The following is a 13,783-nucleotide window of genomic DNA, read 5'->3' as shown; positions in this document are numbered from 1 at the left end:
AGTTCATTTTCCATCGTTTTCTTGCCGAGCAGGCGCTGGAGTTCTTTAATCTGCTTCATGGCGGCAGCAAGTTCAGAGGCAGGAACAACCTGTTCTCCGGCGGCCACAGCAGTAAGACTTCCTTCCTGGTATTGCTTACGCCAGAGAAATAACTGGCTGGCTGCTACACCATGTTGCCGGGCAACGAGGGAGACCGTCATCCCCGGTTCAAAGCTCTGCTGAACAATTGCGATCTTTTCCTGTGTGGTACGCCGTCTGCGTTTCTCCGGCCCTAAGACATCAATCATCTGTACTCCAATGACTAGTCTAAAAACCAGTATTAAGACTATCACTTATTTAAGTGATACTGGTTGTCTGGAGATTCAGGGGGCCAGTCTAGCTGGCAGCCGATGTATATAATATTAACGTGACGTCACCTTCCGGACAGCAAGAAACATTTAAAATACTAATCAATCCAGAACATCTACGGCAAACACTTGAGCGTAAATCTCTTACTGCTGTTCAGAAATCACAATGTGAAATCATTACCCCCAAAAAACCTGGCGAAGCGATTCTTCATGCTTTTAATGCCACCTACCAGCAAATCAGGGAAAATATGTCTGAGTTTGCACGTTGCCATTATGGGTATATACAAATCCCTCCAGTGACAACTTTCCGCGCCGACGGACCAGAAACTCCCGAAGAAGAAAAAGGTTACTGGTTTCATGCTTATCAACCCGAAGATCTTTGTACCATCCATAACCCAATGGGAGATTTGCAGGATTTTATCGCATTGGTTAAAGATGCTAAAAAATTTGGTATCGATATCATTCCTGATTATACATTTAACTTTATGGGAATCGGGGGTAGTGGTAAAAATGACCTGGATTATCCCTCTGCTGATATACGAGCGAAGATCAGTAAAGATATAGAAAGCGGTATCCCTGGCTATTGGCAAGGTCAGGTTTTGATTCCATTCATTAAAGATCCAGTAACAAAAGAACGTAAACAAATCCATCCAGAAGATATACATCTCACTGCAAAAGACTTCGAAGCAAGTAAAGATAACATCTCTAAGGATGAATGGGAAAACCTCCATGCATTAAAAGAAAAGCGTTTAAATGGAATGCCTAAAACAACACCCAAAAGTGGCCAGGTTATTATGTTGCAAAATCAATACGTTCGAGAAATGCGAAAATATGGCGTACGAGGTTTACGTTATGATGCGGCAAAACACTCAAAACATGAACAAATAGAGAGGTCGATAACCCCACCGCTTAAAAATTATAATGAGCGGTTACACAATACTAATTTATTTAACCCAAAATATCAAAAAAAAGCCGTTATGAATTACATGGAATACCTGGTAACTTGTCAGTTGGATGAACAACAAATGTCATCACTGCTTTATGAGAGAGATGATTTAAGTGCCATTGATTTTTCTTTACTCATGAAAACGATAAAAGCCTTTTCATTTGGTGGAGATCTCCAAACCCTTGCATCAAAACCGGGTTCCACAATCTCAAGTATCCCATCAGAAAGACGGATATTGATTAACATTAACCACGATTTTCCTAACAATGGTAATCTTTTCAATGGCTTTCTATTTAACCATCAACAAGATGAACAATTAGCAATGGCATATATGGCCGCTCTCCCGTTCAGCAGACCTTTAGTTTACTGGGATGGCCAAGTATTAAAATCAACGACTGAAAGTAAAAATTATGATGGGTCCACGCGTGTCGGCGGTGAGGCGTGGCTTAATAAAGGTTGCTCTACCTATCAGCAGCTCTACAATGAATTCCACGCATTATATATAGATAAAGCAGGAATATGGAGCGCATTTGAGGGTGTATTTGCAACTAAAAACGTTCTGGCCTTTAGTCGTGGGGATTCTGTGAACATTAATCACTCTCCTCATGATGGACTAGTTATAATAAATAAAGGAAACGAAGAAGTTGAAGGTACCTGGCCTAACAAATTGCAACCTGGAATATACAAAAACATGGGGAGTAATAGCGTTAATATTATTATTAATAATACCCGAAAAATTATCCCCCCTGGTAAAGTATTTACGCTTAGAGGCGGAACTCTAAATATCAATATTCCTGGGCGTAGCGCTCTTCTTTTAGGGAAAACAGGAGAACCGCCGAACTATCTCTATTTATAATTTAATGTTATATCTGCCCCGATAAAACGGGGGCAGATAATATGTTTAGTTTACTAACGGTCATTTTGCAGTGAAGCCATTTACTGTTTTTTATCGACCAGATAATCTGTTCTCTAATGTTAACTCCCCCTAACCTGTTGCTTTAGTTATTCATTTCCTGTCTCACTTTGCCTTAATACCCTACGTTAAATGTTACTAATTTGTTGTTTTTGATCACAATAAGAAAACAATATGTCGCTTTTGTGCGCATTTTTCAGAAATGTAGATATTTTTAGATTATGGCTACGAAATGAGCATCGCCATGTCACCCTACATCTCATAAGAGGATCGCTTCTGATGAATGCACTGATCGCCGTACAAAATAACGCTGTCGATTCAGGCCAGGACTATAGCGGATTCACTCTCATCCCGTCGGCGCAATCCCCGCGTCTGCTGGAACTCACCTTCACCGAACAGACGACCAAACAGTTTCTCGAACAGGTTGCCGAATGGCCCGTGCAGGCGCTGGAGTACAAATCGTTTCTGCGTTTTCGGGTAGGCAAAATTCTTGACGATCTGTGTGCGAATCAGCTGCAACCATTGCTGTTGAAGCCCCTGCTAAACCGTGCTGAAGGTGCGCTGTTGATCAATGCGGTGGGTATCGATGATGTGGCGCAGGCAGATGAGATGGTGAAGCTGGCAACGGCGGTAGCGCATCTGATTGGTCGCTCAAATTTCGATGCGATGAGCGGTCAGTATTACGCGCGTTTCGTGGTGAAAAATGTCGATAACTCAGACAGCTATCTGCGTCAGCCGCACCGCGTGATGGAACTGCACAACGACGGCACGTATGTCGAAGAGATCACCGATTACGTGCTGATGATGAAAATCGATGAGCAAAACATGCAGGGTGGAAATTCGTTGCTGCTGCATCTCGATGACTGGGAACATCTGGACCACTATTTCCGCCATCCACTGGCGCGTCGCCCGATGCGCTTTGCCGCGCCGCCGAGCAAAAACGTCAGCAAAGATGTTTTCCATCCAGTGTTCGACGTTGATCAACAGGGTCGCCCGGTGATGCGCTATATCGACCAGTTCGTCCAGCCAAAAGATTTTGAAGAAGGCGTGTGGTTGAGCGAGCTTTCCGATGCCATTGAAACCAGCAAAGGCATTCTTTCTGTACCCGTTCCCGTTGGCAAATTCCTGTTGATAAACAACCTGTTCTGGCTGCACGGTCGCGACCGCTTTACTCCGCACCCGGATCTGCGCCGTGAACTGATGCGTCAGCGTGGCTATTTCGCTTACGCCACTCACCACTACCAGACGCATCAGTAAGCGCAAAGGAATTGAGCGGATGTATGATTTTGTGATTATTGGCGGCGGCATCATCGGCATGTCGACCGCCATGCAACTGATTGATGTTTATCCGGATGCCCGCATTGCGTTGCTGGAAAAAGAGTCCGGCCCGGCCTGTCACCAGACGGGCCACAACAGCGGCGTGATCCATGCCGGGGTCTATTACACGCCCGGCAGCCTGAAGGCGCAGTTTTGCCTGGCGGGAAACCGCGCCACCAAAGCCTTTTGCGATCAAAACGACATTCGCTATGACAACTGCGGCAAGATGCTGATCGCCACGTCCGATCTCGAAATGGAACGGATGCGCGCGTTGTGGGAACGCACGGCGGCGAACGGTATCGAGCGCGAGTGGTTAAACGCCGAGGAACTGCGCGAGCGCGAACCGAATATCACCGGGCTCGGCGGCATTTTTGTGCCGTCCAGCGGCATTGTCAGCTATCGCGAAGTCACAGCGGCAATGGCAAAAATCTTCCAGGCCAGAGGCGGTGAGATTATTTATAACGCCGAAGTCAGCGCCCTCAGTGAGCATAAAAACGGCGTGGTCGTCCGAACCCGTCAGGGCGGCGAATATGAAGCATCGACGCTGATTAGCTGTTCCGGGCTGATGGCTAACCGGCTGGTGAAAATGCTCGGCCTCGAACCGGGTTTTATTATCTGCCCGTTCCGTGGCGAGTATTTCCGCCTTGCGCCGGAGCATAACCAGATTGTTAACCATCTGATTTACCCCATCCCTGACCCGGCAATGCCGTTTTTGGGCGTGCATCTCACCCGCATGATCGACGGCAGCGTGACCGTCGGGCCAAACGCGGTGCTGGCTTTTAAACGCGAAGGCTATCGCAAGCGCGACTTCTCATTTAGCGACACGCTGGAAATTTTAGGCTCGTCGGGGATTCGCCGGGTGCTGCAAAACCATCTACGCTCAGGACTGGGCGAGATGAAAAACTCGCTGTGCAAAAGCGGCTATCTGCGGCTGGTGCAAAAGTATTGTCCCCGGCTTTCGTTAAGCGATCTCCAGCCCTGGCCCGCCGGTGTGCGGGCGCAGGCGGTATCGCCGGACGGCAAGCTGATTGACGATTTTCTGTTTGTCACCACCCCGCGCACGATCCACACCTGCAATGCGCCCTCCCCGGCAGCGACATCAGCAATTCCTATTGGTGCGCATATTGTCAGCAAGGTACAAACGCTGTTGGCAAGCCAGAGTAACCCCGGACGCACGCTGCGAGCGACACGTAGTGTGGATGCCTTACACGCCGCATTTAATCAATAACCTTTGAAAACAGGACGTAACAATGAAACTTAACGACAGTAACTTATTCCGCCAGCAGGCGTTGATTAACGGGGAATGGCTGGACGCCAACAATGGCGGGATCATCGACGTCACCAATCCGGCGAACGGCGACAAGCTGGGTAGCGTGCCGAAAATGGGCGCTGATGAAACCCGCGCCGCTATCGACGCCGCCAACCGCGCCCTGCCCGCCTGGCGTGCGCTCACCGCCAAAGAACGCGCCAACATTCTGCGCAACTGGTTCAATTTGATGATGGAGCATCAGGACGATTTAGCGCGCCTGATGACCCTCGAACAGGGCAAACCACTGGCCGAAGCGAAAGGCGAAATCAGCTACGCTGCCTCTTTTATTGAGTGGTTTGCCGAAGAAGGCAAACGTATTTATGGCGATACCATTCCCGGTCATCAGGCCGATAAGCGCCTGATTGTTATCAAGCAGCCGATTGGCGTTACCGCAGCTATCACGCCGTGGAACTTCCCGGCGGCGATGATTACCCGTAAAGCCGGTCCGGCGCTGGCGGCAGGCTGCACCATGGTGCTGAAGCCCGCCAGTCAGACACCGTTCTCTGCGCTGGCGCTGGCGGAGCTGGCGATTCGCGCGGGCATTCCGGCTGGCGTGTTTAACGTGGTCACCGGTTCGGCAGGCGCGGTCGGTAATGAACTGACCAGCAACCCGCTGGTACGCAAACTGTCGTTTACCGGTTCGACCGAAATTGGCCGACAGTTAATGGAACAGTGCGCGAAAGACATCAAAAAAGTGTCGCTGGAGCTGGGCGGCAACGCGCCGTTTATCGTCTTTGACGATGCCGATCTCGATAAAGCCGTGGAAGGCGCGCTGGCCTCGAAATTCCGCAACGCCGGGCAAACCTGCGTCTGCGCCAACCGTTTGGCGTGTATGACCGCTTTGCCGAAAAATTGCAGCAGGCGGTGAGCAAACTGCACATCGGCGACGGGCTGGATAAAGGCGTCACCATCGGGCCGCTGATCGATGAAAAAGCGGTAGCAAAAGTGGAAGAGCATATTGCCGATGCGCTGGAGAAAGGTGCGCGTGTGGTTTGCGGCGGTAAAGCGGATGAACGCGGCGGCAACTTCTTCCAGCCGACCATTCTGGTGGACGTGCCGGCCAACGCCAAAGTGTCGAAAGAAGAGACGTTCGGCCCCCTCGCCCCGCTGTTCCGCTTTAAAGATGAAGCCGATGTGATTGCGCAAGCCAATGACACCGAGTTTGGCCTTGCCGCCTATTTCTACGCCCGTGATTTAAGCCGCGTCTTCCGCGTGGGCGAAGCGCTGGAGTACGGCATCGTCGGCATCAATACCGGCATTATTTCCAATGAAGTGGCCCCGTTCGGCGGCATCAAAGCCTCGGGTCTGGGTCGTGAAGGTTCGAAGTATGGCATCGAAGATTACTTAGAAATCAAATATATGTGCATCGGTCTTTAACTGGAGAATGCGAATGAACAGCAATAAAGAGTTAATGCAGCGCCGCAGTCAGGCGATTCCCCGTGGCGTTGGGCAAATTCACCCGATTTTCGCTGACCGCGCGGAAAACTGCCGGGTGTGGGACGTTGAAGGCCGTGAGTATCTTGATTTCGTGGGCGGGATTGCGGTGCTCAATACCGGGCACCTGCATCCGAAGGTGGTGGCCGCGGTGGAAGCGCAGTTGAAAAAACTGTCGCACACCTGCTTCCAGGTGCTGGCTTACGAGCCGTATCTGGAGCTGTGCGAGATTATGAATCAGAAGGTGCCGGGCGATTTCGCCAAGAAAACGCTGCTGGTTACGACCGGTTCCGAAGCGGTGGAAAACGCGGTAAAAATCGCCCGCGCCGCCACCAAACGTAGCGGCACCATCGCTTTTAGCGGCGCGTATCACGGGCGCACGCATTACACGCTGGCGCTGACCGGCAAGGTGAATCCGTACTCTGCGGGCATGGGGCTGATGCCGGGTCATGTTTATCGCGCGCTTTATCCTTGCCCGCTGCACGGCATAAGCGAGGATGACGCTATCGCCAGCATCCACCGGATCTTCAAAAATGATGCCGCGCCGGAAGATATCGCCGCCATCGTGATTGAGCCGGTTCAGGGCGAAGGCGGTTTCTACGCCGCGTCGCCAGCCTTTATGCAGCGTTTACGCGCTCTGTGTGACGAGCACGGGATCATGCTGATTGCCGATGAAGTGCAGAGCGGCGCGGGGCGTACCGGCACGCTGTTTGCGGTGGAGCAGATGGGCGTGGCGCCGGATCTTACCACCTTTGCGAAATCGATCGCTGGCGGGCGTCACCGGGCGCGCGGAAGTGATGGACGCTGTTGCACCGGGCGGTCTGGGCGGCACCTATGCCGGTAACCCGATTGCCTGCGTGGCTGCGCTGGAAGTGTTGAAGGTGTTCGAGCAGGAAAATCTGCTGCAAAAAGCCAACGATCTGGGGCAGAAGCTAAAAGACGGATTGTTGGCGATAGCCGAAAAACACCCGGAGATCGGCGACGTACGCGGGCTGGGAGCGATGATTGCCATCGAGCTGTTTGAAGATGGCGATCACAGCAAACCGGACGCAAAACTCACCGCCGGGATCGTGGCACGCGCCCGCGATAAGGGCCTGATTCTTCTCTCCTGCGGCCCGTATTACAACGTGCTGCGCATCCTTGTACCGCTCACCATTGAAGACGCTCAGATCCGTCAGGGTCTGGAGATTATCGGTCAGTGTTTTGATGAGGCGAAGCAGTAGCACCGTCCCCATGCAGGAGGCGACGCTGCGCGTCTTGTCCGGCCTACGAGAATCCAGGTCGGATAAGGCGTTTACGCCGCATCCGACAATCTGTACGTGAACAGGAATAAATCTATGTCGGCCGGATAATGCGGAGCCGCTCTCCGGCAAAAAGAATCAATAACAATTAAACGCGTGACCCGGCGCGGGAAATGTCGGGGCGCTCTCCCAAGTGACACACTTTCGAGAGGATTCAGGATGGGGCAATCATCGCAACCACATGAGTTAGGCGGCGGGCTGAAATCACGCCACGTCACCATGTTGTCTATTGCCGGTGTTATCGGCGCAAGTCTGTTTGTCGGTTCCAGCGTCGCCATCGCCGAAGCGGGCCCGGCGGTATTACTGGCCTATCTGTTCGCCGGGCTACTGGTGGTTATGATTATGCGGATGTTGGCGGAAATGGCGGTTGCCACGCCCGATACCGGTTCGTTTTCCACCTATGCCGATAAAGCCATTGGTCGCTGGGCGGGCTATACCATCGGCTGGTTGTACTGGTGGTTTTGGGTACTGGTTATCCCGCTGGAAGCCAACATCGCCGCCATGATCCTGCACTCGTGGGTTCCAGGCATTCCCATCTGGTTATTTTCCCTCGTCATTACCCTTGCCTTAACTGGCAGTAATTTATTAAGCGTTAAAAACTACGGCGAATTTGAGTTCTGGCTGGCGCTGTGCAAAGTCATCGCTATCCTGGCCTTTATTTTCCTTGGTGCAGTCGCAATTAGCGGTTTTTACCCTTATGCCGAAGTGAGCGGGATCTCAAGATTGTGGGATAGCGGCGGCTTTATGCCCAACGGCTTCGGTGCGGTATTAAGCGCGATGTTGATCACCATGTTCTCGTTTATGGGCGCAGAAATTGTCACCATTGCCGCCGCGGAATCCGACACGCCGGAAAAACATATTGTCCGCGCCACTAACTCGGTTATCTGGCGTATTTCTATCTTCTATTTGTGCTCTATTTTTGTCGTCGTGGCATTAATTCCGTGGAATATGCCCGGACTAAAAGCCGTCGGTTCTTATCGCTCGGTACTGGAATTGCTCAATATTCCCCATGCGAAATTAATCATGGACTGTGTGATATTACTTTCCGTAACCAGCTGCCTGAACTCGGCGCTGTATACCGCTTCCAGGATGCTCTACTCCTTAAGCCGTCGCGGAGATGCGCCTGCGGTAATGGGTAAAATCAACCGCAGTAAAACCCCGTACGTGGCGGTGTTACTCTCCACCGGCGCGGCATTCTTAACGGTGGTGGTGAACTATTACGCGCCTGCGAAGGTATTTAAATTTCTGATCGACAGCTCCGGCGCTATCGCCCTGCTGGTTTATTTAGTCATCGCCGTTTCACAGTTGCGGATGCGCAAAATTCTGCGAGCAGAAGGAAGCGAAATTCGCTTGCGCATGTGGCTTTATCCCTGGCTCACCTGGCTGGTCATCGGCTTTATTACCTTTGTGTTGGTAGTGATGCTATTCCGCCCGGCGCAACAGTTAGAAGTGATCTCCACCGACTTATTAGCAATAGGGATTATCTGTACCGTGCCAATTATGGCGCGCTGGAATAAGCTGATAATGTGGCAAAAAACACCCGTTCATAATACGCGCTGATAATAATCAGGAGTCACACCATGACCATTACGTCTCTGGATGGCTATCGCTGGCTGAAGAACGATATTATTCGCGGTAATTTTCAACCGGATGAAAAATTACGGATGAGTTTGCTGACATCGCGTTATGCACTTGGCGTTGGGCCGTTGCGGGAAGCACTTTCTCAACTGGTGGCGGAACGGCTGGTCACGGTGGTGAATCAAAAAGGGTATCGGGTGGCGTCTATGTCAGAGCAGGAGCTGCTCGATATTTTCGATGCCCGCGCCAATATGGAAGCGATGTTAGTGAGTCTGGCGATTGCCCGCGGTAGCGATGAGTGGGAGGCAGAAGTTCTCGCAAAAGCGCATCTGCTCAGTAAGCTGGAAGCCTGTGACGCCAGCGAGAAAATGCTTGATGAGTGGGATCTGCGTCATCAGGCGTTTCATACAGCAATTGTGGCGGGCTGTGGTTCTCACTATTTGCTGCAAATGCGTGAACGGTTGTTTGATCTGGCGGCGCGCTATCGATTTATCTGGCTGCGGCGAACGGTGCTTTCGGTAGAAATGCTGGAGGATAAACACGATCAGCACCAGACCCTGACTGCGGCGGTACTGGCGCGAGATACCGCGCGCGCCAGTGAGTTAATGCGCCAGCATTTACTGACGCCAATTCCCATTATCCAGCAGGCGATGGCTGGCAATTAACTACTCTTCCGGAATACGCAACACTTGCCCCGGATAAATTTTATCCGGGCTTTTTAGCATCGGTTTATTCGCTTCGAAGATTTTATTGTACAGATTAGCGTTACCGTAGACCTGTTTGGAAATGGCACTCAGAGTGTCGCCAGACTTAACGGTATAAAACTGGCTGGCAGTGGCTGGTGTCGCCGTTTTCACCTGATCATCAACACTGGCAATACCGGAAATATTCCCCACCGCAACAAGGATTTTCTCCTTCGCCTCCTGACTCAGGCCGTCACCAGTGACCGTCGCTTTGCCGTCGGCAATTTGAATGTTCACTTTATCGGCATCAGGTATACCGGTTTTGCTCAGATGCTCCTGCACCTTCTTCGCCTGATCGTCTTTATCGTGCTGACCTGTAACCGCGTCCCAGAGTTTTTCTCCGGCATCTTTCACAAAATTGAACAGACCCATAGCTACCTCATTCGTTAACGGAAACACTCAGAAAGTGTAGCAGAGGAACGCGGCGCGTTAACGCCGCGGGGGGGAGCACAGGTTTAATCGCGGGTTTGCACCCAGAACGCGTGAATCAAACCGGGGATATACCCAAGCAGTGTCAGCAGAATATTAATAATGAACGCCCAACCGAACCCTTTACCGAGCAGCACGCCGAGCGGCGGCAGAATGATGGTGATGACGATTCTCCAGAAACCCATATGTACTCCCTATAAGAAAATTACTCATTGTTTAAAAAGAGATTTTATCTCTTAAGCGTAGTAATTTTAGCGGAGCCTGCCAGTTTCAGCTTACGCTTTTACTCTCATTTACGCTGCTGAGGCTGGTATATGTTGCATTTTTAGTTTAGAGTTTACTTAATTTAGAAAATACTTAAATAAATATGACTGAACTCGCGCAATTACAGGCCAGTGCCGAACAGGCAGCGGCCTTATTGAAAGCAATGAGCCATCCTAAACGATTGCTGATTCTGTGCATGCTTAGCGGTTCCCCCGGCACCAGCGCGGGAGAGCTGACGCGCATTACCGGACTGAGTGCCTCTGCGACATCACAGCATCTCGCTCGTATGCGGGACGAAGGGCTTATCGACAGCCAACGGGATGCCCAACGCATTCTATATTCCATTAAAAATGAGGCGGTAAATGCTATTATCGCCACCCTGAAAAATGTCTATTGTCCGTAAGGAGTCACTATGGCTTTGACAACCATTTCGCCGCATGATGCACAAGAATTAATCGCACGCGGCGCAAAGTTAATCGATATTCGTGACGCTGATGAATATCTTCGTGAACATATTCCTGAAGCAGATCTGGCTCCATTATCCGTGCTGGAACAGTCAGGTCTTCCACCTAAATTACGTCGCGAGCAAATTATATTCCACTGCCAGGCAGGTAAACGCACCAGTAATAACGCCGATAAATTAGCAGCGATTGCCGCTCCCGCAGAAATATTTTTACTCGAAGATGGGATTGATGGCTGGAAAAGAGCTGGATTGCCAGTAGCGGTAAATAAATCTCAACCCTTGCCGTTAATGCGCCAGGTGCAGATCGCTGCGGGTGGTTTAATATTAATCGGCGTTGTACTGGGTTATACCGTAAATAGCGGTTTCTTCTTATTAAGTGGCTTTGTTGGTGCCGGGTTACTGTTTGCAGGAATCAGCGGTTTTTGTGGAATGGCAAGGTTGTTAGATAAGATGCCGTGGAACCAACGAGCTTGAGAAGCGACGCCGGACGCGCCCTAGCAGCGACATCCGGCCTCAGTAATTAGATCAGGAAATCGTCGAGAGATTTACCTTCTGCCAGCGCCTGAGCAATTGGCTTCGGTGTACGGCCCTGACCGGTCCAGGTCTTAGTTTCACCGTTAACATCAGTGAATTTATATTTCGCCGGACGCGGCTGGCGTTTTTTACCAGCACGTGGTGCAGCAGCAGAGCTATTACCCAATAACTCTTCCGGGTTAATTCCGTCAGCTTTCATCAGCTCCAGCCAGGTGCTAATTTTTTCCTGACGCTCAGCCAGTTCACGCTGCTGCTGTTCTTCTTCTTCACGTCTTTCTTTAGTGACAACCCTGAATTTTTCGAGCATTTCTTCAAGAACGTCAATGGAGAATTCGCGAGCCATCGCACGGAGGGTTCGAATGTTATTTAAACTTTGTAACATTACGGACATAATAAAGAAAACCTTTTAACGCCAAAACAAAAAAGTATTTCGTCGCGTAGTGTAAGCGATCACTTATTATATTTCCACAAAATTTAATCTATTTACAGTCCTGCGCGAGATTATTTCAGCTGTTATTTTCTGAAACTCTCAGAATAATTTCAAGATTATATATTAGCCATTTTGATGAGTAATTTAGGTTATTGGTGAACAGAGTGGCGCTCTCTGCTCGCTAACTCCGCAAGCCTGATAAAACCGAAGTGAATAAAAATGCAATATAACAGAATAAAAGAAAACACCCCTCACTGGTGCTTTCTGCTGTTAATGTACATTTTCTGGCATCAAAAATGCTGTAAATGACCCGGTCACGACAAACACCGAATTCTCTACGCTTATAGCGTTACCTCACCCCCAAACTTAAAGGCAAGGTCATATCCAATTGATTTGATTGAAAATAAATCATATCGGCATGTAAAAATCCACAATGTACAAAAAACGAGCCGTTATGGAATATTTTATCTACAAAAACTGACTAAATAAAAGTTTTTCACTAATTGATTAGTCATAGCCAGCGATATACGCTATGCGAAAATGCAGATGGCAATGAGATCCACTGCTTTCATCTCCATTAACATCCCATTACGCTTTATTAAGGAGCATTAGCATGTTCTCACCGCAGTCACGCTTGCGTCATGCAGTTGCAGATACGTTCGCGATGGTTGTTTACTGTTCTGTCGTGAACATGTGTATTGAAGTTTTCCTCTCCGGAATGAGCTTCGAACAGTCTTTTTATTCCAGATTGGTAGCGATTCCGGTGAACATCTTAATTGCATGGCCATACGGTATGTACCGCGATCTGTTTATGCGCGCGGCACGCAAAGTTAGCCCGTCGGGCTGGATAAAAAATCTGGCTGATATCCTGGCTTATGTGACGTTCCAGTCACCGGTGTATGTGGCGATCTTGTTAGTGGTGGGCGCAGACTGGCATCAGATTATGGCGGCGGTCAGTTCAAACATCGTTGTTTCGATGTTGATGGGGGCGGTTTATGGCTACTTCCTCGATTATTGCCGCCGACTGTTTAAAGTCAGCCGTTACCAGCAGGTAAAAGCCTGACTCTTCTTTTCGCGACTGGCATCGCCAGTCGCGTCTTTAACTGGCTTCGCCAAATAAACCATTCAAATAACGTTCAAGCGCAACACGCGAACTGAAGCCATGCGGGATACCGTAATGCTCGTGTCGCTCGCCTGCTAAATAGAGCGGAAATTGCTGGTAATGATCGCAAGTTTTAATATCGGAAGCGGGTTCAGCCAGTGTTGAACTGCGTTCTTTTAATGTTGGATGAATTACCAGAGCGGTACGTCCCATTCGCGCTTCGCGATTAACATAGACATAATTTTCCCCACGGCGGTAACCATACGCTTTCTGGGTTACCACATCGACAGTAAAACCGACTTTTTCAAGTACGCGCGCCACCTCGTCTGGTCGTAAATACATATTTGATCCTCGTTATTTTCAACCGCGGGCCGGTAATGACTCCAACTTACTGATAGTGTTTTATGTTCAGATAATGCCCGATGACCTTGTCATGCAGCTCCACCGATTTTGAGAACGACAGTGACTTCCGTCCCAGCCTTGCCAGATGTTGTCTCAGATTCAGATTATGTCGCTCAATGCGCTGAGTGTAACGCTTGCTGATAACGTGCAGCTTTCCCTTCAGGCGTGATTCATACAGCGGCCAGCCATCCGTCATCCATACCACGACCTCAAAGGCCGACAGCAGGCTCAGAAGACGCTCCAGTGTGGCCAGAGTGCGTTCACCGAAGAC

The 13,783-nt window shown here is 50.0% G+C and carries 12 protein-coding genes and 4 pseudogenes; 10 read left to right on the top strand and 6 right to left on the bottom strand.

Annotated features, from left to right (window positions below; translation table 11 throughout):
- On the bottom strand, window positions 1-287 hold a 287-nt coding region (locus BFF42_RS01030), incomplete at its 3' end, for a transposase (RefSeq protein WP_000567737.1).
- A 92-nt stretch (window positions 288-379) separates the two neighbouring features.
- Between BFF42_RS01030 and BFF42_RS01025 the strand changes: the two are divergent.
- From BFF42_RS01025 to csiR, 7 genes and pseudogenes are all read left to right on the top strand, one after another.
- Window positions 380-2,149 (top strand): annotated as a pseudogene (locus BFF42_RS01025) (alpha amylase C-terminal domain-containing protein); the annotation flags it as partial.
- Window positions 2,150-2,485: 336 nt separating this feature from the next.
- Window positions 2,486-3,463 (top strand): glutarate dioxygenase GlaH, encoded by a 978-nt coding sequence (glaH, locus tag BFF42_RS01020; protein ID WP_004986208.1) that lies wholly within the window; start codon window positions 2,486-2,488, stop codon window positions 3,461-3,463.
- Between the two features lie 19 nt (window positions 3,464-3,482).
- Window positions 3,483-4,751, top strand: coding sequence for an L-2-hydroxyglutarate oxidase (gene lhgO / locus BFF42_RS01015; protein ID WP_000271932.1), 1,269 nt, complete (start codon window positions 3,483-3,485; stop codon window positions 4,749-4,751).
- 22 nt (window positions 4,752-4,773) lie between these two features.
- Window positions 4,774-6,209: pseudogene (gabD, locus tag BFF42_RS01010) on the top strand (NADP-dependent succinate-semialdehyde dehydrogenase).
- Between the two features lie 13 nt (window positions 6,210-6,222).
- Window positions 6,223-7,489 (top strand): annotated as a pseudogene (gene gabT / locus BFF42_RS01005) (4-aminobutyrate--2-oxoglutarate transaminase).
- 237 nt (window positions 7,490-7,726) lie between these two features.
- On the top strand, window positions 7,727-9,127 hold the full coding sequence (gene gabP, locus BFF42_RS01000; RefSeq protein ID WP_012421455.1) for a GABA permease: 1,401 nt from the start codon (window positions 7,727-7,729) through the stop codon (window positions 9,125-9,127).
- Window positions 9,128-9,147: 20 nt separating this feature from the next.
- Window positions 9,148-9,810 carry a DNA-binding transcriptional regulator CsiR gene (gene csiR, locus BFF42_RS00995; RefSeq protein WP_000156827.1) on the top strand — a complete coding sequence of 221 codons (663 nt, stop codon included), beginning with the start codon at window positions 9,148-9,150 and terminating at the stop codon, window positions 9,808-9,810.
- Here the strand turns inward: csiR and kbp are convergent, their stop codons facing one another.
- Together kbp and BFF42_RS00985 are read right to left on the bottom strand one after the other, a co-directional pair.
- Window positions 9,811-10,260, bottom strand: a complete 450-nt coding sequence (kbp, locus tag BFF42_RS00990; protein WP_000522424.1) for a potassium binding protein Kbp — start codon at window positions 10,258-10,260, stop codon at window positions 9,811-9,813.
- An 83-nt stretch (window positions 10,261-10,343) separates the two neighbouring features.
- Entirely contained in the window at window positions 10,344-10,502 is a 159-nt protein-coding gene (locus BFF42_RS00985) for a YqaE/Pmp3 family membrane protein (RefSeq protein ID WP_000508177.1), read from the bottom strand.
- 182 nt (window positions 10,503-10,684) lie between these two features.
- Here BFF42_RS00985 and BFF42_RS00980 point away from each other — a divergent pair, with 182 nt between their 5' ends.
- Together BFF42_RS00980 and ygaP are read left to right on the top strand one after the other, a co-directional pair.
- Window positions 10,685-10,984 carry an ArsR/SmtB family transcription factor gene (locus tag BFF42_RS00980; protein ID WP_000137280.1) on the top strand — a complete coding sequence of 100 codons (300 nt, stop codon included), beginning with the start codon at window positions 10,685-10,687 and terminating at the stop codon, window positions 10,982-10,984.
- A gap of 9 nt (window positions 10,985-10,993) precedes the next feature.
- Window positions 10,994-11,518, top strand: a complete 525-nt coding sequence (gene ygaP / locus BFF42_RS00975; protein ID WP_001229467.1) for a thiosulfate sulfurtransferase YgaP — start codon at window positions 10,994-10,996, stop codon at window positions 11,516-11,518.
- A 46-nt stretch (window positions 11,519-11,564) separates the two neighbouring features.
- On the opposite strand, the gene stpA is transcribed toward ygaP, so the two are convergent.
- The gene (gene stpA, locus BFF42_RS00970; protein ID WP_000115383.1) at window positions 11,565-11,969 is read right to left on the bottom strand and encodes a DNA-binding protein StpA; all 405 of its coding nucleotides are present in this window, start codon (window positions 11,967-11,969) and stop codon (window positions 11,565-11,567) included.
- Between the two features lie 652 nt (window positions 11,970-12,621).
- On the opposite strand from stpA, the gene alaE reads away from it, so the two are divergent.
- Window positions 12,622-13,071 carry an L-alanine exporter AlaE gene (gene alaE, locus BFF42_RS00965; protein WP_000492656.1) on the top strand — a complete coding sequence of 150 codons (450 nt, stop codon included), beginning with the start codon at window positions 12,622-12,624 and terminating at the stop codon, window positions 13,069-13,071.
- Window positions 13,072-13,107: 36 nt separating this feature from the next.
- Here the strand turns inward: alaE and BFF42_RS00960 are convergent, their stop codons facing one another.
- Entirely contained in the window at window positions 13,108-13,452 is a 345-nt protein-coding gene (locus BFF42_RS00960) for a DUF2002 family protein (RefSeq protein WP_000281320.1), read from the bottom strand.
- Between the two features lie 46 nt (window positions 13,453-13,498).
- Window positions 13,499-13,783 (bottom strand): annotated as a pseudogene (locus tag BFF42_RS00955) (IS1-like element IS1X2 family transposase); the annotation flags it as partial.

It is taken from the genome of Shigella sp. FC1661, from assembly GCF_001712525.1.
Lineage (GTDB): Bacteria > Pseudomonadota > Gammaproteobacteria > Enterobacterales > Enterobacteriaceae > Escherichia > Escherichia coli.
The sequence above is the reverse complement of the archived record's forward strand: the minus strand, read 5'-3'. Positions and strand labels throughout refer to the sequence as shown.

Bases quoted from the DNA above. Each gene is read 5' to 3' on its own strand.
- glaH (WP_004986208.1), top strand. From the start codon at position 2,486: ATGAATGCACTGATCGCCGTACAAAATAACGCTGTCGATTCAGGCCAG.
- lhgO (WP_000271932.1), top strand. From the start codon at position 3,483: ATGTATGATTTTGTGATTATTGGCGGCGGCATCATCGGCATGTCGACC.
- gabP (WP_012421455.1), top strand. From the start codon at position 7,727: ATGGGGCAATCATCGCAACCACATGAGTTAGGCGGCGGGCTGAAATCA.
- csiR (WP_000156827.1), top strand. From the start codon at position 9,148: ATGACCATTACGTCTCTGGATGGCTATCGCTGGCTGAAGAACGATATT.
- kbp (WP_000522424.1), bottom strand. From the start codon at position 10,260: ATGGGTCTGTTCAATTTTGTGAAAGATGCCGGAGAAAAACTCTGGGAC.
- BFF42_RS00985 (WP_000508177.1), bottom strand. From the start codon at position 10,502: ATGGGTTTCTGGAGAATCGTCATCACCATCATTCTGCCGCCGCTCGGC.
- BFF42_RS00980 (WP_000137280.1), top strand. From the start codon at position 10,685: ATGACTGAACTCGCGCAATTACAGGCCAGTGCCGAACAGGCAGCGGCC.
- ygaP (WP_001229467.1), top strand. From the start codon at position 10,994: ATGGCTTTGACAACCATTTCGCCGCATGATGCACAAGAATTAATCGCA.
- stpA (WP_000115383.1), bottom strand. From the start codon at position 11,969: ATGTCCGTAATGTTACAAAGTTTAAATAACATTCGAACCCTCCGTGCG.
- alaE (WP_000492656.1), top strand. From the start codon at position 12,622: ATGTTCTCACCGCAGTCACGCTTGCGTCATGCAGTTGCAGATACGTTC.
- BFF42_RS00960 (WP_000281320.1), bottom strand. From the start codon at position 13,452: ATGTATTTACGACCAGACGAGGTGGCGCGCGTACTTGAAAAAGTCGGT.